The following is a 21,218-nucleotide window of genomic DNA, read 5'->3' as shown; positions in this document are numbered from 1 at the left end:
CTAACCTTCGAGGCGGGCGTAGACGTCGCCGGAGCGGCCGAGCGGGCGGAACCGGTCCAGCAGGCGCATCAGGTCGGCGGCGTCCAGCCAGCGGTCGCTGGCGAACCGCATCGTCTCGATCGGCGAGTAGTTGTAGCGGTACGGGCCGAGCTGCTGCACCAGATCCAGCACGGCGACCGTGGCGTCGTGTGCGAACGGCAGGTATTCGAACGACAGTGCGCGCAACGGGGTGCTCAGGCCGGACAGCACGTCGAGCTCGAAGCCCTCGACGTCGATTTTGCAGAACGCCGGCTCGCCGTGCTTCGCGATCAGGTCGTCGAGCGTCACCACCTCGACCTCGATCGACCGGTCCCACCGTACGCGGGCGAAACTGCGGTCCTCGCCGACCGTTTCCCTCCACGAGGATGACATCGACGAGACGGTCGGGGTGGCGCTGGACAAGGCCAGGTGGGCCGTCCCGGGCTGGGCGCCGATCGCGCTCGGCACGATCGTGACGGCATCGTCCCGGCCGAAGAACAGGCGCAGCACCTTGAGGCAGTCCGGCTGCGGCTCGACCGCGATCACGTTCGCGCCGAGCTTCCGCCACGCGCGCACCCGGCTGCCCACGTGGGCGCCGATGTCGAAGCCGATGTCGCCCGGCCCGAGGAACTCGCTGTAGAAGCGGACCATTTTCCGGTGCCGGCCCGGGATGCCGTGGTACATGGCCAAGGACCGGCCGATTCCCCAAGCACGGCTGAACATCACAGACCTCCTCGAGCACCGTAGCGGTCGCTCAGCGCGTACCGTAGCAACACCACGTCCTCGATCTGCTGGACGTCCATGAGCGTGGCGCGGCAGCCGGCGTTCCACGGGAAGTCGCCGTCGCCGACGAAGCGCGGCGCCTTGGAGTTGCCGACGAAGAACGGTGCGACGACCAGTTGCGCCTCGTCGGCCAGGCCGGCGGTGAGGAATTGCGTGTGCATGCTGCTGCCGCCCTCGACCATCAGCCGCCGGATGCCCCGTTCGGCGAGGTCGGCGAGCAGGTCGAGCAGGTCGATCCGGTTACCGGCATCGACGATCGTCGCGACCCGACCGAGCCGGGCACACGCCTGTTCCACGATCGGCGAGGCGCAGTAGACGATCTTCTCGACGTCTCCGGCGGTGAAGAACGCCGCGGCCGGGTCGAGGTCGCCGTGCGCGGTGAGCGTGACCTTCGCCGGTGATGGTGGCAGGCCCCGGGCGGTGCGTGCGGCGCGCCGGTCCGGGGAGCGTACGAGCAGCCGCGGGTTGTCGTGGCGGACCGTGTGCGCGCCGACGAGGATCGCGTCGCAGCCGGCCCGTTCGGCGTCGACCCGGTCGAGGTCGGCGTCGTTGGACAGCAGCAGCCGCGTCTCGGTGGCGTCGTGGATGTAGCCGTCGATCGACATCGCGCAGCTCAGCAGCACGTACGGTCGTTCTTTCGCAGAGGCCACGCTACGGAGCATGGCAGGCTCGGCGCTCATCGGCTCGAGGGCCCGAAGGCGGTCAGGAACCGGTCGCGGAACGCGTCCATCTTCCAGACCGGAGCCTGCGGGTCGGGCCTGAGGCCGTCCTGCCAACCCCAGCCGGAGATCCGCTCCAGCACGGCCGGGTCGCGGGCGACGATCGTGATCGGCACGTCGCGGCTGGCGTTCTCGCCGGTGATGACCGGCGCCGGCTGGTGGTCGCCGAGGAAGACCATCACGAGGTTGTTGTCGCCGTACGTCTGCAGGTAGGAGATGATCACGCCGAGCGAGTATTCGATGGTCTGCCGGTAGTCGGCCCGGACCTGGGCGCCGGTGCGGTCCAGGACGCCGTTCTGGCCGCCGCCGCCGAACGTGGAGCCGTCACCGACGCCGCTGTAGTCGACGAGCTGCGGGATGGGCGTCCACGGCGCGTGGCTGGACAGCAGGTCGATCTCGGCGAAGAGCGGCGGGCGGTCCGGCGCGGCCCGCTCGAGGTGCTGGAAGGCCGAGATCGTGTACTGGTCGGGGATCGAGGACAAGGCGTACGTCGGGCCGCGGTACCCCATGTCCCGGGAGTCGTAGATCTTGTTGTAGCCGTAGATCCGGCCCTCCGGCCAGTTGCGGGTGTTGGCCGGCGCGAAGCAGACCGTGCGCCAGCCCGCGCGCTTGAACGCGGTGCTCAGCGTGAGGCGGGTGCTCGACGTGAGCTGCAGGTAGCGCTGCTGGTTGTCGATCCACAGCCCGGACTGCAACGTCGAGTGCGCCAGATGGCTGCCGCCGCCGGTGGCCGCCGAGGTGAGGAACGCGCTGCGGGAGCCGAACCCGGCCGCGTCGAGCTGCCGCGTCCCCGCGTCGAGCACGGCGTTGACCTGCGGCGCGTATTCCGGGTTCTCCACCGCGTCGCGCCCGTAGCTCTCGACGAACGTGAAGACGACGTCCTTGCCCCGCAACGCGGTGAGCAGCTGCGGGCCGAGCGTGTCGCGGAACGCGTCGACCGACGCCTCGGCCGCGAACGTCCTGCGGTCTCCGAAATCCTCCTGTACCAGGCGCAGATGGTCATACGCCGGACCGGCGGCGTTGGTGACGGCCACCGGCAGGCCGGCGATGACCTGCACACCGAACACCGCGCAGCCGAGCCACGCCACGGTGCGGATGCTCGCGGCGCGGTGCCGTGCCACGATGCCGGTGAGGCGAAGGACCGCCAACGGCACGAGGACGAGCAGCCCGAGGATGAGCACGACGACACCGATGACCGCGCCGATCGCGCTCGGCCGGCCGATCGAGTCGGAGAGCACCTCGACCGCGGGCCCGAACAGCCGCCAGTCGAGCATCGGGTCGAACGGCCGCGCGAACGTCGCGAAGAAGCCCATGTCGAGCAGCTTCAGGATGCTCAGCAGCGCCAGGGCCACGCCGGCGACGACGGCGCCGATCCGCCGCGCGCGTCCGGGCAGCAGGAGCACGACGGCGACGCCGGGCAGCACTTCCACCGGAATACGGAGAAACGGCCGGCCCAGCTGGTTCGGCGCCGCGAGCGCGGCGAGCACCAGCAGCGCGGCGAGCGTCGTCGCCGTCCACGCGAGCACCGCCTTGGCCCGGCCGGTCTTGCGAGGCTGCACCGGGCCGGCGGCATCGGCGCCGCGGCGCCAGGGGATCCGCTGCAGCGTCTTCATCGGTACCTGCATCGCAGCCGTCATCCCCCGAACGGCGACACGGCGAACCGGGCGTCCCTGGCCGCCCTGGCCGCCTTCGCCGCCAGGTAACCGACGTTCGCCGGCGACCGGTACACGCCCGTCGGCACGCATTCGGTCACCGTCACCCCGAGCCTGCTGAGCTGGTCGGTCTTGTCCGGATTGTTGCTGAGCAACGCGATGCGGTCGGCGCCGAGCGCGCTGAGCATCTGCGCCGCGACGGTGTAGTCGCGCTCGTCCTCCCGGTGCCCCAACGCCAGGTTGGCCTCGTAGGTGTCCAGTCCGGTGTCCTGCAACGCGTACGCGTCGAGCTTGGTGTACAGGCCGATGCCGCGCCCCTCCTGGCGCAGGTACAGCAGGTAGCCACCGACGTCGGCGATACGCTCGACGGCCTCGCGCAGTTGCGGGCCGCAGTCGCAGCGCTGGCTGCCGAACACGTCACCGGTCAGGCACTCGCTGTGCGGGCGGACGAGCGGCACCCGGCCGTCGGTCAGCCGGCCGAGGCCGAACGCGAGGTGCTCCCGCGCGTCGACGAGACCGTGGAACGTGAAGACGCGCGCGGTGGTGGTGAACCCGTCGGGAAACCGGAGCGGCAACGTCACCTCGGTGCGGACTGCGGCGGACAGGGAGTCAAACACGGGTCTCCTTAGGACGTTCACGGGCGCGCCGGGCAAGCACCAGCACCGCGGCTCCGGGCAGGGTCGACACGAGGACCAGCGCCCCGTACACCATCGCGGTCGCGACACCCTGGGTGGCGCTCAGGCCGGCGGCACTGAACGCCCATGCGGCGACGCCTTCGCGGGGACCGAAGCCGCCCACGTTCGCCGGCACAACCATTGCCAGCAGGGCCAGCAACGTCAGCGGTACCAGCTGGGACAGCGGCGCCGTGGCGCCGGCCGTGCGCGCCGCCACCAGAAACGTCGCAAGGTTGCCGGCGAGGACCACAGCGGTGGCCAGCAGGACGCCGACCCACTTGCGCCGGGCGATCAGCCCGTCGCGGATGTCGGTCTTCGCGGTACGAAGCGCACGCAACCAGCGCGCCGGGCCGCGCTCGGGCACGAACCGGGCCAGCAGCACGGCGACGAGCGTCGCGGCCACCGCCAGCGCGACCACGACCGGCAGGTACCGCCGGATCGGCGACGGGAACGCCAGCAGCACCACGGTCGCCAGGAGCACCGAGATGACCGTACCGGCGGCGCGTTCCCACACGACCGCGCGGATGCCGCGGCTCACGTCGCCGGAGTCCTTGCCGTGCCGCATCGCGCGGTGAACGTCACCGAGCACCCCACCCGGGAGCGTCGCGTTCAGGAAGGTGGCGCGGTAGCAGTGGGCAACCGCGGTGTGCAGCGGCAGCCGCACCCCGAGGCCGCCGGCGACCAGGCTCCAGCGCCAGGCGCAGGCCCACGTGGTCAGCACGCCGATGCCGAGCGCCGCACCGAGCGCCCGGCCGTCGATCAGGCGCAGCCCGGCAACGAACGGGCCGGTGCCCAGCCGCCACAGTAAGGCGGCGAGGATAGCGACTCCGGCGAGCGGGTGCACCCAGGACCACAACGACCGCGGCACCGGGCCTCCTTCGCAACCGGGGTCTCTTGCCTGAGGTATACGTACGGGGAACGCCAGGGGTTCATTCGCCGCCGGTGAGAAGATCGTCGTGGTGCACCACGACCCTGAGCTGTCCCGCTGCCGCCTCGGCGAGCCGGCGACGACCATACTCCTGCGCCGGTCCGATCAGGTCCGGTTCCTGTTCGCACGCCGCGCCCATCCACCCTCGGAACCACTCGACCGTCAGGGCTGCGTGCTCGGATCCCAGGCGCCAGGGACTGGGCCGGACGAGCACCGCGACGCCGTGCCGGCCGAACGCTTCGATCGTCGCCTCGACCGCGTCCGGCCCGAGCAGCGCCCGGCCGCCGGCGGTACGGCGCTGGTGCGCGTTGAACGCCTCCATGATCGCCGCGTCCAGGGGGTCCGGCGGGTCCAGCTCCACCCGGCCGGTCACCGAGATCGTGAACAGCGTCGGAAACCTGGCGCACGCCGCGACCACGCGCTCGACCTCGTCGGCGGTGAACATGTCCAGCAGCGCCGACGCGGTGATCAGGTGAGCGCCGTCCAGATCGTCCCTAGTGAGCCTGGTGATGTCGGTTTGCCGGACTTGTACCGTCTCGCTGTGGCCGATGTCCGCCCGCTCCAGCAGGTCCACGTCGCGGTCGTAGAGCACCCAGTGCTGCGGACCGGGCAGCAGCGGTGCCAGCCAGCGTCCCATGGAGCCGGTACCGGCGCCGAGGTCGTGGATCACCAGCTCCGGGCTTCCCACGAGGCGGGCCCGGAGCTGTTCGGCGAGCTCGACCGACCGGGCTGCGGCGTCGGCCGGCTCCCGCAGCGCCAGCCATTCGGGTGTGACGCGGCTCATGCCGCCACCTCCGCTGCACTCCGGCGCCGGCCTGAGCCAAAGCCGCTCCGCTGGCCGCTCATGAAGGTACCTCCAGCAACACTCGGGAAACTCGCGCGGATGTGTCCGCCCAGCCGGCGAGCGTGGTCCGGCGCGACGTCGCGGACCGGCGCAGCGCCTGCCGTAGCTCGGTTTCGCTGAACCAGCGGCGCAGCCCGTCGGCCAGCCCGCCGGCGTCCTCGTCGGCGCTGACGAGCAGGCCGGGCAGGGAGCCGTCCGGCGCGCGACCGAGGGCTTCGGGTACCCCGCCGACCGCGGTTGCCAGGACCGGTATCCCGCGCGCGAGCGCCTCGGTGACCACCATGCCGTAGGTCTCACCGTGCGAGGCGAGCAGGAGCAGGTCGGCGTCTGCGTAGGCGGCCGCGAGCTCGGCCCCGGTGCGCGGGCCGGCCAACACGACCCGGTCCTGGATGCCGTCGGCGGCAAGCTGCCGGCGGAGCCGGTCGACGAACGCCGGGTCGCGATCGAGGGAGCCGACGCACACGCAGTGCCAGGGCACGTCGGCGACCTTGGCGAGCGCCTCGGCGAGCCGGTCGTGGCCCTTGTGCGGGGTGACGGCTGCCACGCACAGCAGCGCCGTGCCGGCCTCAGAGCCGGGCACGAGCGGCGCCGGATGGGTGCCGGGCGGCGCGGCGTGGACCCGGTCACCGGGCAGCGCGTACGACTCCATGAGGCGCCGCCGGGTCCAATTGCTCGTGGTGACGATCGCGCGCGCGGTGACCAGTGCCTCACGCTCCTGCTCGTTGTCGAGCGGCATGTGCACCAGCACGACGAGGCGGAGGCGTTGCGCGTGCTCGCGGAGTACCGCTGGAACCACCGAAGCGATCAGACCGTCGATCAGGACCAGGGCGCCGTCCGGCACGGCTGCGAGGACCCTCGCGAGGCCGGCCCGTGAAGCGGCACCCGGCTCGGGCCACGTCCCGTGCACTGCATGCTCCCGCACCGTCCACCCCGCGGCGGCCAGGCCGTTGCACACCTCGCGGTCGTAGGCGTTGCCGCCGCTCGGCGTGGCCGGATCGTCGATGTCGTTGGGCAGCAGGACATGGACGAGCTTCACAGGGACCGCTCGTAGGCCGCCGACGCGACATGCGACTCGTGCAGGGTGACCTTGATGGCGGACAGTCCGCGGGCGTTGTCGCCGAAGTTGCCCGCCTCGACGCGATCGGCGAGGCGGTCGGCAACGAACCGGGCGAGCATCTCGGTCGAGGTGTTCTGCCCGGCGAACACCGCCTCGTCGTCGAGATTGCGGTAGTTCAGCTCACCGAGGATGGCGGCCAGCTCGCGCTGGGCGAGCCCGATGTCCACGACCAGGTTGTCCTCGTCGAGATCCACCCGGCTGAATGTGGCGTCGACGACATAGGTCGCACCGTGGAGGCGCTGCGCGGGTCCGAACACCTCGCCGCGGAAGCTGTGGGCGATCATCATGTGATCACGAACGGTCACGCTGAACACGGTCACTCTCCGCCATAGGTGATGAGATGGCACAACGCGGGAAGGTTGCCCGCGGCGAACACGTCAGGTAGGTCATCGAAACGCGACTCGCCGGCGATCAGCGCGTCGAACGCGGGGTCGCGCAGCAGCTGCAGGGCAAGCGCCATTCGCTGCGCGAACGTACGGCGCGGGTGGGCAACGGTGCCGACCTGGCTGCTGCGGATCGTCAGTCGGCCGGAGTGGAACGCGCCGCCGAGCCCTATGCTGACCGGCCGGTCACCGTACCAGCTCAGCTCGACCACCGTACCCTCGGGCGCGAGGAGGTCCAGCGCACACTGGAGCCCCTCGGATGTCGCGCTGGCGTGGATCACGAGATCCCGGCGCCGGTCGGCGGTTTCCGGCGTGGCGAACTCGACGCCCAGCGCGCCGGCCACGGTTTCGCGTGCGCTGTCCACGTCGACGAGCTGCACGTGCACACCGGGAATCCCGGCGACCAGCCTTGCGACGCAGCAGCCGACCATGCCGGCACCCACGACCGTCACCCGGTCACCAACCCGCGGGGTGGCGTCCCACAAGGCGTTCACCGCCGTCTCCACGGTTCCGGCCAGGACGGCACGTGTGGGCGGCACGCCGTCGGGTATCGCGTGGACGGCGCTGGCCGGCACCACGTAGGCGGTCTGATGCGGGTACAGGCAGAACACGAACCGACCGTCGTCGAGCTGCCCGACGTTGAGGTAGCCGTACTTCACCGGCCCGGGAAAATCACCTTCCTGGAACGGTGCGCGCATCACGGCGTACTGGCTCGCCGGCACGCGTCCGGCGAACACGAGCGTTTCGGTGCCCCGGCTGACGCCGGAGAACCGGGTGCGCACGAGCACCTCATCCGGGCCGGGTGTGGGCAGCGTCACGGGCCGGATCTCGCCCGCGCCCGGCTCGCGGACCCAGAAGGCACGCGCTGTCGGCATCTACTCCCACCAACCCTTGAACCAAATCGCTGCCGTTGACGTATCCCCGATCAAGGTCGCACATCATGTCACGGAGGAACGGTGCAAACGGTTCGAACCGGTCCGGCAATCGGGTTTTTCGCCCAGTTTGTCCTGCTGGCCGGCCTCGGCGAGACGGCCGGCCTCAGCGACGCCGGCTGGCTGGTCGGGCTGACCTACGGTGCCGCGCTGTGCGGCCTGCTCACGTGGGGCACGCACCGCTCGGGTGCGCTCCACCTCGGCCCGGCCGACTGGGTGACGCTCACCCGGGCGGTGCTCGTCGGCGGCGTGGCCGCGCTGACCGCGGACTCGTTCGACAAGCCGGTTCCGGTACGGCTGCTGGTCATCTTGACGATCGTTGCGCTTGTGCTGGACGGCGTCGACGGTCAGGTCGCCCGGCGGACCGGCACCGTGTCTGCGCTGGGCGCGCGCTTCGACATGGAGGTCGACGCTTCGCTGCTGCTCGTGCTGAGCCTCTACGCCGCGCACCAGGCCGGCGCGTGGGTGCTCGCGATCGGGCTGATGCGCTACGTTTTCGTCGTCGCAACGTGGTTACTGCCGTGGATGCAGGCGACGCTCCCGCCGCGGTACTGGCGAAAGGTCGTTGCCGCGACCCAGGGCGTTGTGCTCGTGTCCGCGAGTGCCGGCGTACTTCCGTTCCCGCTGATGGTGGCCGCGTTGATGATCGCGTTGGCACTGCTGGTGGAATCGTTCGGCCGCGACGTCATATGGCTGTGGGTGCGCCGCGTTCCCAAGGTTTCCCTCGCGACCCAGCGGTCCACTGTGGACGTTGCCTGAGGACCTAGTCTGCGAGGCGCTCGGGGCTCAGGAGTTTGGTGCCGGGGATGTTGCCGGCGCGGCCGGGCTTCGCGGCCCGCTGCTGCTGCGGCGTGGACTGGCCGGGGATCCGCTCGACGTAGTCTTGCGTGTACTCGTTGTAGGTGTACGCCAACGGTGCCGAGATCTGGGCGCCGAGCGGGCCGATCAGGCCGTTCGGCAGCGCCAGGTTGCCGCCGATCAGCACACCATTGGTGATGCTGGCCGCGTTGCGGGAGAAGTAGTCCCGGGTCGGGGCGCTCAGCGAGGCGGGGCTGGTCAGCAGCAGCGGGCCGAGGTTGGCGCCGACCATCGCGCCGCCGGTGAGGGCGTCGAACCAGGTCGAGGCGGTGGCGATGGCCGCAGTCTGCGGGCCGACGAAAAAGAAGTCGGCGACGGCGACTGCGGTCTCGAACTCCGTCGCGCCGTAGACGGGGAAGTATTCGACACTGTCGGGCCAGGCCGGCATCTGGTTGCGCGCGGCGGCGTTCTCCAGTGCGCGGACCGCCGGCCCGCCGACGGCGATCATCGTCGTGCCGGTTTCGCGGTCGGGGTTGAGCGCGTTCAGGTATGCCGCGGTCGCGGCCGGCATCGTGTCGCCGGCGGTCAACACGATCGCGGTGCCGGGGTTGGCGCCGGCGGCGGCACCCGCGGCGAGCGCGTCGTAGTACTGCAGCGACGTCGCGAGGATCACCGCGTCCGGCTCGGGGGTGATGGCCTTCGCCACGGCGACCGCGGTCGCGTACTCGTCCTGGCCCCATAGCCGCACGACGGTGAAGCCCATGGCCTTGAGCATGCTCTCGATGTTCGCGGACAGCGCGAGGGTGCCGCCGAGCAGATACACGGTGCCGGTGTCGCCGAGAATCCGCAGGATCTCCGCCCGCGTCTGGGTGTGCAGGCCCGCGGTGGGCGTGATCAGCAGCGGACCCCGCTTGGCCACGGCGAGGGCCGACCCGGCGAGCGCGTCGACGAAACGGTCGTCGCGGGACAGCACGACGGCCTTCGCCTGGGCGCGTACCCCGCCGGTGACGCCGTTGTCGGCCCAGTTGTACCGCGACGTGGCAATGGCGGTGCCGAGCGCGGTCTGGCCCCAGACCCGCTCGACGGCGTTGACGGCGATCGGCTGGCAGGTGACGTCGGAGGCGTTGTCGACGACGATGGTGACCAGGCCGGTGCGGAAGGTGAACCGGTTGATCCGCGGAAGGTTGTTCACGACGCTGGTGAACAGGACGCATTGCCCATCGGTCGTCCAGGCCGGATCCATGTTGAGCGTGCCGGCGTTGGCCTCGGTGGTCAGTTGCACCGGGGTGGAGCCGTCCGCATTCGCGACCCAGATGTGGTGGACGAAGGGCGTGCCGTTGCCCCCGGTGGTCCGGGTGAACGCGATCCTCCGGCTGTCCGGGGAGAAGTCCGGCGACCAGCCGTCGATGATCGTCGTGACGGTGTGGAAGTCGTCGATCCGCCGGATCTGCGCGTTGATCGTGTTGCCCTGTTGGTAGACCACGGTGCCGTCGCCGGCGACGGCGGCGTTGCAGTTGAGGTCACCCTGGTCCGGGATGCTGAACAGCTGGTTGCCGATCCTGCCGTCGCGGCGGCCGGCGGGCGAGATCGACAGCCGCGCCGCACTCGAGTAGATGACCCAGCCGCCGCCGTAGGCGAACGTGGGCTCGCCGAGGTTGCTGTCCAGCTTGACGACGGTGAACCGGTCACCGCCGTCCGCCCGCACCGACTCGATGGCGGTGCCGGACGAGTACAGGAACCTGGTCCCGTCGTTCGACCACCCGCCGGACCCGAGTGACGCGTAGGGGGCGAGCACGCGGGGGTTGGTGCCGTAGGCGTCGGCGGCGATGAGGATCTGGTCGCCGCGCCGGAAGGTGATCACGCCTTCCTTGCCGGGCGGCGTCGCGTGTGCCTTCCGCTGGCCCGGCAGCAGGCTCGGCACGGCCACGGCCGTTGCGGCGGTCGCGGCGCCGAGGATCGCGGAACGGCGGGTCAGTCCGAATGCCACGATGTCTCCCGGGGGTCGCCCCACCACCGAGCCCGGTGGTGATCACCGCGCAGAGTCTAGGGGTACCCCGGCAACGACCGCGACCGAGGAGGCCTGCAACTCCCTGACCGCCGCGTGCCACGGCAGACCGCGGTGCCGGTCGTGGGTCCGCAGGTGCGTGTGGCCCGACCCGCGGGCTCACGGCCGCTCAGGGGGACGAGGGTTCGGTGCTTCCTCCGGGAACGGGCTCGGACAGCGCGTTGAGGATGATGGTGAGGCCGAAGTCGAACTCGGCGCCGAAGTCGTACCCGGGCTTGAGGACGTGCTCGGTGGTGAACTCGATCAGGTGCGGGTAGAGGTCGGGAAAGTCTGCCGGAAACATCGACGTGGCGACCTCGGCGACCGTCTCCGGGCCGTTGATGGGCAGCGCCGACTCGGACAGCGCGAACCCGAACACATAGCTGTCGATCAGGGCGAACGCGTGCGCGGTCATCGTCACCGAGAAGCCCGCTGTCCGCAGCGAGCCGATGACCGCGTCGTGATGGCGCAGCGTTGCCGGGCCGGGTTTCGTGCGCGACTGCAGCAGCGGAATCGCCCAGGGGTGGCGGCGGAGCACAGTGCGGGCCGACGCTGCCCGGCGACGCATCCCGGTGCGCCAGTCGCCGTCGAGGGCGGGCAGTTCGATCTCGCTGTAGACGAGGTCGACGATGCCGTCGATGATCTCGCTCTTGTTGGCGACGTGGTAGTAGACCGACATCGGCTTGACGCCGAGCTCCTGGGCGAGCGAGCGGATCGTCAGCGATTCCAGTCCGCCCGCGTCGGCGACCGTGAGGGCACCTTGCAGCACCCGGTCCCGGCTGAGCGGCGCACGCGTCGGCCGGCCGTCGCTGTCTGTTCGCACGTTCCTGACCCTAACCCGTAGGTGATTCGTACTTAGTACGGTAGCGTTCGTACTAAGTACGGTGGGAGCGCCCCGCCGGACCGGAGGGGAAACATCATGAGATCCGCCCACCAACCCGCCACCCGCACCGGCCCGGCCATGACCGACCGCACGATGCGGGCGATCGTGCAGGACCGGTACGGCTCGGCCGACAAGCTGCGCCTCGCGTGCGTCGACCGGCCCGAATCGGCCGCCGGTCAGGTGCTGCTGCGCGTCCACGCCGCCGGCCTCGACCGGGGCACCTGGCACCTGATGACCGGCCGCCCGTATCTGTTGCGCCTCGTCTGCGGCCTGCGCGGACCGAAGCGCCGGGTCCCTGGCCGCGACGTCGCCGGCACCGTCATCGCGCTCGGCGCCGACGTGACCGGGTTCGCGGTCGGCGACCACGTGTACGGGATCAGCGAAGGCTCCTTCGCGGAATACGCGGTGGCCCGGGCGGACAAGCTGGCCCGCATGCCGGCGAACGCCACGTTCGCGCAGGCCGCCGCGGTGCCGGTGTCGGCACTCATCGCGCTGCGGGCGTTGCGCGACGTCGGCCGGGTCCAAGCCGGGCAGCGGGTCCTGGTCACCGGCGCGTCCGGCGGCGTCGGCAGCTACGCGGTGCAACTCGCCACGGCGTTCGGCGCCGAGGTCACCGGCGTGGCCAGCACCGCGAAGCTCGACCTGGTGCGCTCCCTCGGAGCTACGCATGTCCTGGACTACACCCGGCAGGACTTCGCTGACGGCGCACCCGGCTACGACCTGATCATCGACATCGCGGGGAACCCCACCCTGTCCCGGCTGCGGCGTGCGCTCGCACCCACGGGCACCGCGGTGATCGTCGGCGGCGAGGAGGGCGGTGACTTCAGCGGCGGCATGAACCGCCAGTTCCGGGCGCTGGCCCTGTCGCCGTTCATCAAGCACCGGCTGGCCATGGCCATCGCCGACGAGCGCGGCAGCGATCTCGCCACGCTGGCGGAGCTCATCGAGGCGGGCTCCGTGACGCCAAGCGTCGATCGGACCTATCCGCTGGAAGACGCCCCGACCGCCATGCGCCACCTGGAAGCGGGCGCGGTCAGCGGCAAGGCCGTCATCACGCTCTGAACCGCCCTGCCCCGGAGCACGATCACAGCTCGCCACCGGTCCGAGGGCGCTGGCCACTCGGGTCCCTGTTCAAGGAGCGTCATGTCAAGAAGGATGATCGCGGTCACCGTGGGCGTGCTCTTTTTCGTCCAGATGGCCACCGCCATGGTCGGTACCTCATTGATCCAGGCATTCGTGGACGGTGACACCGGACGGGGTCCCATGACCGCCGGCGTGCTGCTCATGATGGCTTCCGGCATCGCTGTCGTCGGGATCGGCCTGCTCATGTACCGGGTCCTGAAGGACGTCAGCAAACGGCTGGCCTTCTGGTATCCGGTGCTCAGAATCGTCGAGTTCGCCGTCTCCGCCGCATGCGGCTTCTACCTGCTGAACCAGCTGCAGGTCGTCCCGAACCACATGCTGTGGGTGTACGTGCCGACAGGTGCCGGCGGCCTGATCTTCACGTACCTGCTGTTCACCTCATGGCTGGTCCCTCGGCCTCTCGCGATCCTCGGCATCGTGGGATACACCGCCCTCTCGCTGGGTGTGCCGCTTGACCTCCTGGGTGTTCTCGACATGAACGAGGGGCCAGGGCTGGTACTGCTCGCCCCCGGTGGACTGTTCGAGGCCGTGTTCCTGCCGATCTGGCTGATCGTGAAGGGCTTCACCGCACCGTCGCCGACCCGGGCGTCCAAGCCGCCGGCCCTCGTGACGAGCTGAGCGACCGCGCGGGTCGGCAGGTCAGCCACCCCCGGCGGCGTGGACGAAGGCGCGGACCAGTGTGGTCTCTGCGGCGCTGCGCCACACCGGGGCGTACCGCAGGACCGGGCCGTCGGTGATGGGCACGAATGCGAGGTCATGACGCTGCCGGGAGGCGGCGGCGTACGACCCGACGGGGGATACGACGCTGCCGGCACCGATCGCCGTGAGGGCCTCCTCGAGGGTGGCCACGGGGGTGCCGCGCCGGATGGGCCGCCCGGACGGTGTCAGGGCCGGGGTGTGCGCCTGCCACACGTAGTCCGGAACAGGCCCCTCCAGGTCCACCACCGGGTGATCGCCGAGGTCCTCCATCTCGACCCGGTCCCGGCCGGCCAGCGGATGCGCGGAGGAGACGGCCAGCACCAGCCGCTCGGTGTACAGCTGCGGCCCGACGGTGAGGTCGGGCTCGCGGACGGGCAGCCAGAGCAGGCCGATGTCGACCCGGCCGGCGCGCAGCCCGCCGAACGGGTCGGCGGGGAGGATCTCGCGCATGCGCAGCTCGCATCGCGGATGCCGCTGCCGGAACAGGTCGAGGACGGCCGCGATCTCCCGGTGGTGGGTGTCGAAGGTGCCGATGGTCAGGGTGCCGACCTGTCCGCGAGCCGCAGCGGCGGCCTCGTCGATGCCTGCCATGATCTCGCGATAGCCCGCGTCGAGCCGGTCGCGCAGCCGCTCGCCGAGCGGGGTGAGCCGCACGCTGCGGCTGGTCCGCTCGAACAGGGCACCGCCGATGCGGCGCTCCTGCTGTTTGATCGACTGGCTGACCCGCGCCTGGGACACGTGGAGGCGTTCGGCGGTACGCCCGAAGTGGAGCTCTTCGGCCAGTGCCAGGAAGATCTCGATGTCGCGCAGCTCCACCAGTCCGCCTCCCGTCCGGTCACCGCGTATGGCTCGACGTCGAACGATAACCGGTGGCTTAAGCGGCGGTTCGATCTTTCGCGTTGTTCCGCGCGGGTGGCGGGGGCGATCGTGCGTCCATGAGCGAAACCCTGATCGACATTGGGACAAGGACAGCACCGAGGAATGAGGTCGCGAAGTTGCCCACCGGCTTCGGGCGGCTGTGGACCGCGCAGACGGTGTCCTCGCTCGGTGACGGGGTGACGCACGCCGCGGTGCCGCTGCTGGCATTGACCTTGACCCGGGATCCGATGGCGCTGGCCGTCGTCACGGCCGCCGGGACGCTGCCCTGGCTGCTGTTCGGGGTGCTCGGTGGCGCGCTGGTGGACCGCTGGGACCGCAGGCGCACGATGTGGGTCGCGGACACGATGCGTGCGGTGCTGCTCGCGGTGCCGGCGGCCGCGGCCGTGCTCGACGTGCTGAGCATTGCGCTGCTGTCGGCTGTCGCGTTCCTGCTCGCCCTCGGAGGGCTCTTCTTCGACACGGCCGCCACGGCCTATCTGCCGGACCTGCTCGGCCGCGACCCCGCACTCCTGGAACGCGCCAACGCCCGCCTGCGCGGCACCCAGACCGCCGCGTCCGGCTTCGCCGGGCCACCTGCGGGCAGTGCGCTGCTCGCGCTCGGGCGGACGGTTCCGCTGCTCGCCGACATGGTGTCGTTCGTACTGTCCGCACTGCTCGTGCGGTCACTGCCCGCGGTGCCGCGGCCTACCGCAGGCGCCCGCGAGTCACTGCTGCGCCAGGCGCGGGCCGGGGCCTCCTACGTCTTCCAGGATCGGCTGCTGCTCGGGCTCGCGCTGCGTCCGGCGGTCGGGAACGTCGCCTTCCTCGCCGTGGAGACCGTCCTGGCCCTCTTCGCCCGTGAGCGCCTCGGCATGGGCCCGTTCGGCTTCGGGTTGCTCCTCACCGCGGAGGCCGCCGGAGGCCTGCTCGGCTCGGGCGTCGCCTCCTTCCTTGGCCGGCGGCTCGGCACCGGCACCGCACTGACCTGCACGGCCGCGGTCGAGGGTCTTGCCGTCCTGGGACTGGCCGCCGCCCCGAATCCGTACGTGGCCGGGCTCGCACTCGCCGTCTGCGGGGCGGGGATGGGCGCCACGATGGTGCTCGCGCCCTCCCTCCGGCAGGCGATCGTCCCGGCTCACCTGATGGGCCGGGTCGCCTCCACCTCCCGCATGCTCGCCATGTGCGCCGCCCCGTTCGGCGCCTTCCTCGGCGGCTGGCTGGCCACCACCTACGACATGCGCACCCCGCTCTACGCCGCCGGCGGCCTTCTCCTGGCCATGACCGCCGTCACGGCCACCATGACCAGCAACCGCCGAGTCGAAACGGCACTGCACAACGCCACGACTCCCGGACCAGGACACCCGGAACCCGAGGACCCCACGCAGCAAGGCGCACCCGGATCACCGCAACCCACCGAGGTTCCGGCCCGCTGAACAGAGGCGGTGCGGCCCCGATACCACCGCGCACGAGACGGATATATCGATGCGGCTGGGTGTGTGCGGGAAATGACCTGCCGCCGGCGTCAGGCCGCGGACCGGTACGAGATGCGCAGGTCGCCGCACGACAGCGCGCGGGAACGGCGGCGTTCGGCGATCAGCTCGGCGGCGAGCCGGTCGAGGGGCACGTCGGGGGCGCTGGCCAGCCGGGCCGCCACGATGCGCAGCGCGAGCGGCAGGCCACCGCACAGCTCGACGAGCGTCTGCAGCGAATGCTTGGACGCGGCGCTGATCGCGGTGCCCGAGATCGTGGCCAGCAAACGGATCGCGTCGTCGTCGCTCAGCGGCGCCACCTTCACGTGCGCGGTCGCGTCCAGCGCCGCGAGCTTCCGCGCGCTGGTGACGATGACGGCGCTGCCGCTCGTCGCGCTCAGCAGCGGCCGTACCTGCGCCTCGTCGGCGGCGTTGTCCAGCAGGATGAGTAATCGGCGGTCCGCCGACGCGGAACGGAACCGGGCGGCCGCCTCCTCGACGTCGCTGGGCACCTGGCCCGCCGGGGTACCCAGGGCCCGCAGGAACCAGCCGAGCACCTGTGCCGCGCCCGCCGCGCGCAGGTCGGCGTACAGCTGACCGTCGGGGAACACCGGGATCAGCTCCGTCGCGGCCCGGATCGCGACCGCCGACGCGCCGGCGCCGCTCGGCCCGTGGATCGCCACAACGGTCGGCATCCCGGCCGGCTTCCCGGCCGGCACCGCATCCTCGCCGCAGCGCGCCGCGACGGTGGCGACGACCGAAGCGACCTCCCGGTCCCGCCCGATCAGCGTCGGTGCCGTGACCGGCAGTTCCCGCGGCGTCCAGGTGGTGACCGTGGTGACCAGGGCCCGCGGCGCGACGGCCGGGCGCCGCTCCGCCCGCAGCTGCGCGACCGGCCCGCCCAGCGCCGGGTCGCGAGCCAGCACGGCCTGGTGCAGCTGGACCAGGTCCGGTCCGGGTTCGACGCCGAGATCCTCGATCAGCACGGTGCGGGCGCGCTGGAACGCGGTCAAGGCGGCGCCGACGTCACCGACCCGGTACAGCGCCAGCACCAGATGCCCCCAGAGCCGTTCCCGCAGCGGGTGGCTCTCGGTCAGCCGGCGCAGGTCGGCGATCAGGTCCGGGTCGCCGTGCGTCTGCTGCCGCGCGTTGATCCACTCTTCGACGACCGCGAGCCGCTGCTCGTCCAGCGCGGACAGCCGCCGGTCGAGGCACCTGGAGCGCGGCACGTCCTCACCCGCCGCGCCGTGCCACAGGTCCAGCGCGTCCCGGAAGTACGTCGCCGCCCGGTCGGGCTTGCCGTCGGCGAGTGCGGCGTACCCGGCGCCGGCCAGGTTCGCGAAGACGGCCGTGTCCAGTTCGTCGTCGTCGACCTCGATCAGGTACCCGGGGGGTCGGCCGTGCACCCGGGGCCGTCGCCACCCGTCGATGATGGCGCCGCGCAGCCGGGATGCGTACGTGCGGATGTTGGAGACCGCCGAGTTGGGCGGCTCGCCGTCCCACAGCACTTCGAGGAGTCGCTCCATCGGCACGACGTGGCCCCGGTCGAGCAGCAGCGCCACCAGCAGCGCCCGCTGTTTGCTGGGTCCGAGCGGCAGGGACTCCGCACCGCACCACACCTCAACTGGTCCGAGCAGCTGAAATTTCACGTTTGCTCCCCGTAGACAGACAGATGTTCGTCCTGGACTTGCACGACACCGTTCAATATCTGCTGCAAAGTTCGCAAACGTGCGAGGGAATGTAAAGACCCTGCCACCTATCGGAAACAGCGGGCAGATGCACGGTGCTTCACCCGGGCCGGCGGACCATCACGCCGATGACCTGGGATCCGTCGACACCCGTGCGGGCGGTCACCACGAGGTACCGCACCCGGATCCGACCGGTGGCGCCGACAACCGTACCGGCGAAGAACGCTGCGAACAGCGCGTCATCGGCGATATGCCGGGCCGGCGCTGAACAGGCCGGCGATGTCGTCGGCCCACACGACCAGCAGCGCCCCGACGACACCGGCGAACCCGGCGACGATGAGACCGGTGGGCTCGGTCCCGCCGCCCGTGAGGCCCAGCGCCGCGAAGACCATGAGGAGCACGTTGCGCAGAAGGTGCTGCGGTCCCAGCCGCCGCGTCGACACCCCGAAGCAGCGGCACGGCGCCCGGTCCCCGCGTCGCAGCGCCAGCCCGACCACGGCGGTGAACCCGGCCGTCATCACCAGGGCGGCCACGGTACCGGCGGTCGCCGCGCCCGGCACGACGAGCAGCACTGCGGTCGTCAGCTCGGCCACCGGTACCGCGACCGCCGCCGCCATGCTGATCCCCGCCGTCAGTTTGTGCGCCGCCGGCAGCAACCGGACCAGGGACTCCCGGAACCCGGCCAGGTCACGCAGCTTCGCCACCGCCGCGACCGCGAAGGTCACGCTGAGCAGCACCTGGGCACCGAACGCCACATATCCCATGCCCGGCACGGTACGAGCGCCCGGCACACACCACGCACATCACCGATACATCCGCATATACGCACACCGGCCGTGCCGCCCGATGGAACGGGAGGCACGGCCGGAGCCTGGATCACGCTTCAGCAGCTACCGCACGGGTTGTAGTACGTGTAAACGCCCTGACCCTCGCAGTAGATGCGGTACCAGTACTGATACGCGCCCGAGCCGCAGTAGTTGCAGCCGTGGCCGCCTGCGAAACACACCGCCTGCGCCTTTGCCTTGGGGGCAACGACGCTCAGCAGCCGGTCGCTGATGGTGTTGATGGTCTTGACCATTTGGCCCTCCTTTCGTCCAGGCCACGCTAAGGAGGATCGGTACATTCCGGCGATACGCGCTGTATACCGCGAAACCGCAGAAGTGTACCGGGCAAGTATCGGCAATGTATCCGCGCTGAATACCGTCACCTGGCCTGATGTCAACCTGCCCGGGGAGTTTCCGATGGGTCTTCTAACCGCCGCCGTGGTGATCGTGGGCGCATTGTGCGTGATCGATCTCCTGCTCACCATGGGTGTCATCCGCCGTCTCCGCGAGCACACCGAGCTTCTTGCCGGCACCACCCAGCGCGTCGTGGGTGGCGGCCCGGTCCAGCTGCTCGAGGAGGGCACTCAGGTCGCCGACTTCGCCGCCACGACCACCGATGACGAGCCGATCTCCCGCGAGATGCTCCCGGCCATGACCGTCGTCGCCTTCTTCTCGCCCGGCTGCAAGCCTTGTGGCGCAATGATTCCCGCCTTCACCGAGTATGCCGCCACCCTGCCGGGCGGGCGTGCGCAGGTCATGGCGGTCGTCGTCGGGGACGTCCGGCAGGCCGGTGAATACGCCGGCCTGCTCACGCCCGTCGCGCGCGTGGTCACCGAGAATTTCGAGGGCCAGATCTCCGAGGCCTTCAAGTCCCGGACCTATCCCGCGCTGTACGTGCTGGACGGTGCGGGGAAGGTCGTCAGCAGCGGCACCGACATGACCGTGCTGCCGAAGCCGTCGATGCGATGAGGCGCACCGCCGCCGAGGCGGGGCGCCTTGTCTGGCGCGCCGCTCCCGCCTTGACCGTCCTCTATGGACTGACCACCCTCGTCGAAGCGGTCGCACCCGTCACGGTGGCGTGGCTGACGAAGTCCATCCTCGATCGGCTCGTCGGTGACGGGCCGATCGCGGCGCTTGCGGCCGCGCTCGCGGCCACCGGCGTGGTGGTCGCCCTGGTGCCGCAGCTCGGAAGGTTTCTGAGCAACGATCTGGGCCGCCGGGTGAGCCTCGGCGCCTCGAAGCGGCTCTTCACGGCGACCGACCGGTTCGTGGGCCTCGCGCCCTTCGAGAACCCGGCCTTCCTCGATCGCCTGCGCCTCGCCCAGCAGGGCGTCAGCTCCGCGGGCAACCTCGTGACCGGGGCCTTCGGGCTCGGCCGCAGCACCGTGAGCCTCATCGGTTTCGTCGTTGCGCTCACCGTGATCAACCCGGTGGTGACCGTCGTCGTCGTGGTCGCGGCGATCCCCTCGCTCTGGGCCGAGTTCGGGCTGTCACGCAGCCGCGCGGGCGTGATGTGGCAGATCGCGCCGCACCAGCGCCGCGAGTTCTTCTTCGGACAGTTGCTCACCACCGTCGAGGCCGCCAAGGAGATCCGGCTCTTCAACCTCGGATCATTCCTGTTGGGACGGTTGCTTGGCGAGCGCGGCACCGCCGATGCCGCCGAGCGGCGGATGGACCGCAAGGACCTGCTGACGCATGCCGGGCTGGAAGCCCTCGGTGCCCTCGTCACCGGCGGCGCCATCGTGTGGGCACTGCTGGCGGCCCGCCGCAGCCAGCTGACGATCGGCGACGTCTCGATGTTCATCGTCGCGGTGGCCGGGGTCCGCTCGGCGCTGGGCGGATTGATCAGAGACGCGGCAGGCACCCACCAGCGGCTGTTGATGTTCGGGCACTTCACCGAGATCGTCCACAGTGGACCGGATCTCAGGGTGGCCGCCGAACCCGTTGCGCTGCCAGGGTTGCAGGGCTCGATCGAGCTGCGTGACGTATGGTTCCGCTACAGCCCCGACCACCCGTGGATATTGCGCGGGGTCGATCTCAGCATCCCGCACGGCACTGCCGTGGCGCTGGTCGGGCTCAACGGCGCGGGCAAGTCCACCGTGGTCAAGCTGCTCTGCCGCCTGTACGACCCGACGAAGGGCGCGATTCTCTGGGACGGCACCGATCTGCGTGACGTCGACCCGGCCCGGCTGCGCGAGCGGATCGGCGCGGTCTTCCAGGACCACATGGCCTACGACTTCACGGCCGCCGACAACATCGCCGTGGGCGACCTGAGCGCGCTGGACGACCTGGACAGGATCAGCGCGGCCGCGGCCCGCGCCGGTGCCCACGACAAGCTCGCCGCCCTCCCTCGCGGTTACGACACCATGCTCACGCGGATGTTCGCGGCCGGGCCGGGCATGGACGGGCCCGACACCGGCGTCATGCTCTCCGGCGGCCAGTGGCAGCGGGTCGCCCTGGCTCGCGCCTTCCTGCGCGACGGGTGCGACCTGATGATCCTCGACGAACCCAGCTCCGGGCTCGACCCGGAGGCCGAGCACGACGTGCACGAACGCATGCTCAAGCACCGCGCCGACCGCACCAGCCTGCTGATCTCACATCGGCTCAACGCCGTGCGGGAGGCCGACACGATCGCCGTGCTCGACGACGGCGTGATCACTGAGCTGGGCGGGCACGACGAGCTGATCGAGGCGGGCGGCGTCTACGCCCGGCTCTTCAAGATGCAGGCGAACGGGTACGCGTCATGATATTTATCCCGATCG

General features: G+C 70.8%; 21 protein-coding genes. 6 read left to right on the top strand and 15 right to left on the bottom strand.

What is annotated here, in order from left to right; genetic code table 11:
• The 9 genes from AB0K00_RS42300 to AB0K00_RS42260 all read right to left on the bottom strand — a co-directional run bounded on the left by AB0K00_RS42300 (position 1) and on the right by AB0K00_RS42260 (position 7,993).
• The gene (locus AB0K00_RS42300) at positions 1-741 is read right to left on the bottom strand and encodes an FkbM family methyltransferase (protein ID WP_363533430.1); all 741 of its coding nucleotides are present in this window, start codon (positions 739-741) and stop codon (positions 1-3) included.
• On the bottom strand, positions 741-1,463 hold the full coding sequence (locus AB0K00_RS42295) for a dihydrofolate reductase family protein (RefSeq protein WP_363533427.1): 723 nt from the start codon (positions 1,461-1,463) through the stop codon (positions 741-743). Before AB0K00_RS42295 ends, AB0K00_RS42300 begins: the two co-directional genes overlap by 1 nt.
• 14 nt (positions 1,464-1,477) lie before the next feature.
• On the bottom strand, positions 1,478-3,133 hold the full coding sequence (locus tag AB0K00_RS42290) for a sulfatase-like hydrolase/transferase (RefSeq protein ID WP_363533424.1): 1,656 nt from the start codon (positions 3,131-3,133) through the stop codon (positions 1,478-1,480).
• A gap of 20 nt (positions 3,134-3,153) precedes the next feature.
• Positions 3,154-3,789, bottom strand: a complete 636-nt coding sequence (gene ribA / locus AB0K00_RS42285; protein WP_363533421.1) for a GTP cyclohydrolase II — start codon at positions 3,787-3,789, stop codon at positions 3,154-3,156.
• Positions 3,782-4,714: a lysylphosphatidylglycerol synthase transmembrane domain-containing protein gene (locus AB0K00_RS42280; RefSeq protein ID WP_363533418.1), complete on the bottom strand. Its 933-nt coding sequence runs from the start codon at positions 4,712-4,714 to the stop codon at positions 3,782-3,784. Before AB0K00_RS42280 ends, ribA begins: the two co-directional genes overlap by 8 nt.
• A 61-nt stretch (positions 4,715-4,775) precedes the next feature.
• Positions 4,776-5,558 (bottom strand): class I SAM-dependent methyltransferase, encoded by a 783-nt coding sequence (locus AB0K00_RS42275; protein ID WP_363533416.1) that lies wholly within the window; start codon positions 5,556-5,558, stop codon positions 4,776-4,778.
• 58 nt (positions 5,559-5,616) lie between these two features.
• Positions 5,617-6,654, bottom strand: coding sequence for a glycosyltransferase family 4 protein (locus AB0K00_RS42270; RefSeq protein ID WP_363533413.1), 1,038 nt, complete (start codon positions 6,652-6,654; stop codon positions 5,617-5,619).
• Complete coding sequence (locus AB0K00_RS42265) at positions 6,651-7,049, bottom strand: 6-carboxytetrahydropterin synthase (RefSeq protein ID WP_363533410.1); 399 nt, start codon at positions 7,047-7,049, stop codon at positions 6,651-6,653. The genes AB0K00_RS42270 and AB0K00_RS42265 overlap by 4 nt, the downstream gene beginning before the upstream one ends.
• Positions 7,050-7,051: 2 nt before the next feature.
• Positions 7,052-7,993, bottom strand: a complete 942-nt coding sequence (locus AB0K00_RS42260; RefSeq protein WP_363533407.1) for a dehydrogenase — start codon at positions 7,991-7,993, stop codon at positions 7,052-7,054.
• Between the two features lie 81 nt (positions 7,994-8,074).
• Between AB0K00_RS42260 and AB0K00_RS42255 the strand changes: the two genes are divergently transcribed.
• A complete protein-coding gene (locus tag AB0K00_RS42255) occupies positions 8,075-8,809 on the top strand; it encodes a CDP-alcohol phosphatidyltransferase family protein (protein ID WP_363533404.1) in 735 nt (244 codons plus the stop codon).
• 4 nt (positions 8,810-8,813) lie between these two features.
• On the opposite strand, the gene AB0K00_RS42250 is transcribed toward AB0K00_RS42255, so the two are convergent.
• Complete coding sequence (locus tag AB0K00_RS42250) at positions 8,814-10,835, bottom strand: cell wall-binding repeat-containing protein (RefSeq protein ID WP_363533401.1); 2,022 nt, start codon at positions 10,833-10,835, stop codon at positions 8,814-8,816.
• 187 nt (positions 10,836-11,022) lie between these two features.
• Complete coding sequence (locus tag AB0K00_RS42245) at positions 11,023-11,715, bottom strand: TetR/AcrR family transcriptional regulator C-terminal domain-containing protein (protein ID WP_363533398.1); 693 nt, start codon at positions 11,713-11,715, stop codon at positions 11,023-11,025.
• A 153-nt stretch (positions 11,716-11,868) separates the two neighbouring features.
• Here AB0K00_RS42245 and AB0K00_RS42240 point away from each other — a divergent pair, with 153 nt between their 5' ends.
• Positions 11,869-12,837 (top strand): NAD(P)-dependent alcohol dehydrogenase, encoded by a 969-nt coding sequence (locus AB0K00_RS42240; protein ID WP_363533444.1) that lies wholly within the window; start codon positions 11,869-11,871, stop codon positions 12,835-12,837.
• An 81-nt stretch (positions 12,838-12,918) separates the two neighbouring features.
• Entirely contained in the window at positions 12,919-13,536 is a 618-nt protein-coding gene (locus AB0K00_RS42235) for a DUF4386 domain-containing protein (RefSeq protein WP_363533395.1), read from the top strand.
• 21 nt (positions 13,537-13,557) lie between these two features.
• Here AB0K00_RS42235 and AB0K00_RS42230 read toward each other — a convergent pair whose 3' ends face one another.
• Positions 13,558-14,433, bottom strand: coding sequence for a LysR family transcriptional regulator (locus AB0K00_RS42230; RefSeq protein WP_363533392.1), 876 nt, complete (start codon positions 14,431-14,433; stop codon positions 13,558-13,560).
• Between the two features lie 119 nt (positions 14,434-14,552).
• Here AB0K00_RS42230 and AB0K00_RS42225 point away from each other — a divergent pair, with 119 nt between their 5' ends.
• Positions 14,553-15,908, top strand: a complete 1,356-nt coding sequence (locus AB0K00_RS42225) for an MFS transporter (protein ID WP_363533390.1) — start codon at positions 14,553-14,555, stop codon at positions 15,906-15,908.
• An 89-nt stretch (positions 15,909-15,997) separates the two neighbouring features.
• On the opposite strand, the gene AB0K00_RS42220 is transcribed toward AB0K00_RS42225, so the two are convergent.
• The 3 genes from AB0K00_RS42220 to AB0K00_RS42210 all read right to left on the bottom strand — a co-directional run bounded on the left by AB0K00_RS42220 (position 15,998) and on the right by AB0K00_RS42210 (position 18,710).
• Positions 15,998-17,593 (bottom strand): BTAD domain-containing putative transcriptional regulator, encoded by a 1,596-nt coding sequence (locus AB0K00_RS42220; RefSeq protein WP_363533387.1) that lies wholly within the window; start codon positions 17,591-17,593, stop codon positions 15,998-16,000.
• Between the two features lie 278 nt (positions 17,594-17,871).
• Positions 17,872-18,396, bottom strand: a complete 525-nt coding sequence (locus AB0K00_RS42215) for a MauE/DoxX family redox-associated membrane protein (RefSeq protein WP_363533384.1) — start codon at positions 18,394-18,396, stop codon at positions 17,872-17,874.
• Between the two features lie 119 nt (positions 18,397-18,515).
• Positions 18,516-18,710 (bottom strand): hypothetical protein, encoded by a 195-nt coding sequence (locus AB0K00_RS42210; protein WP_363533381.1) that lies wholly within the window; start codon positions 18,708-18,710, stop codon positions 18,516-18,518.
• Between AB0K00_RS42210 and AB0K00_RS42205 the strand changes: the two genes are divergently transcribed.
• A complete protein-coding gene (locus AB0K00_RS42205) occupies positions 18,703-19,425 on the top strand; it encodes a redoxin domain-containing protein (RefSeq protein WP_363533378.1) in 723 nt (240 codons plus the stop codon). The two genes, AB0K00_RS42210 and AB0K00_RS42205, sit on opposite strands and share 8 nt — an antisense overlap.
• A complete protein-coding gene (locus tag AB0K00_RS42200; RefSeq protein ID WP_363533375.1) occupies positions 19,422-21,203 on the top strand; it encodes an ABC transporter ATP-binding protein in 1,782 nt (593 codons plus the stop codon). Before AB0K00_RS42205 ends, AB0K00_RS42200 begins: the two co-directional genes overlap by 4 nt.
• The last annotated feature ends 15 nt before the right edge of the window (positions 21,204-21,218 follow it).

This window comes from Dactylosporangium sp. NPDC049525 (assembly GCF_040676755.1).
Lineage (GTDB): Bacteria > Actinomycetota > Actinomycetes > Mycobacteriales > Micromonosporaceae > Dactylosporangium.
Note: the sequence above shows the minus strand (reverse complement) of the source record. Positions and strands in the feature narration are given on the sequence as shown.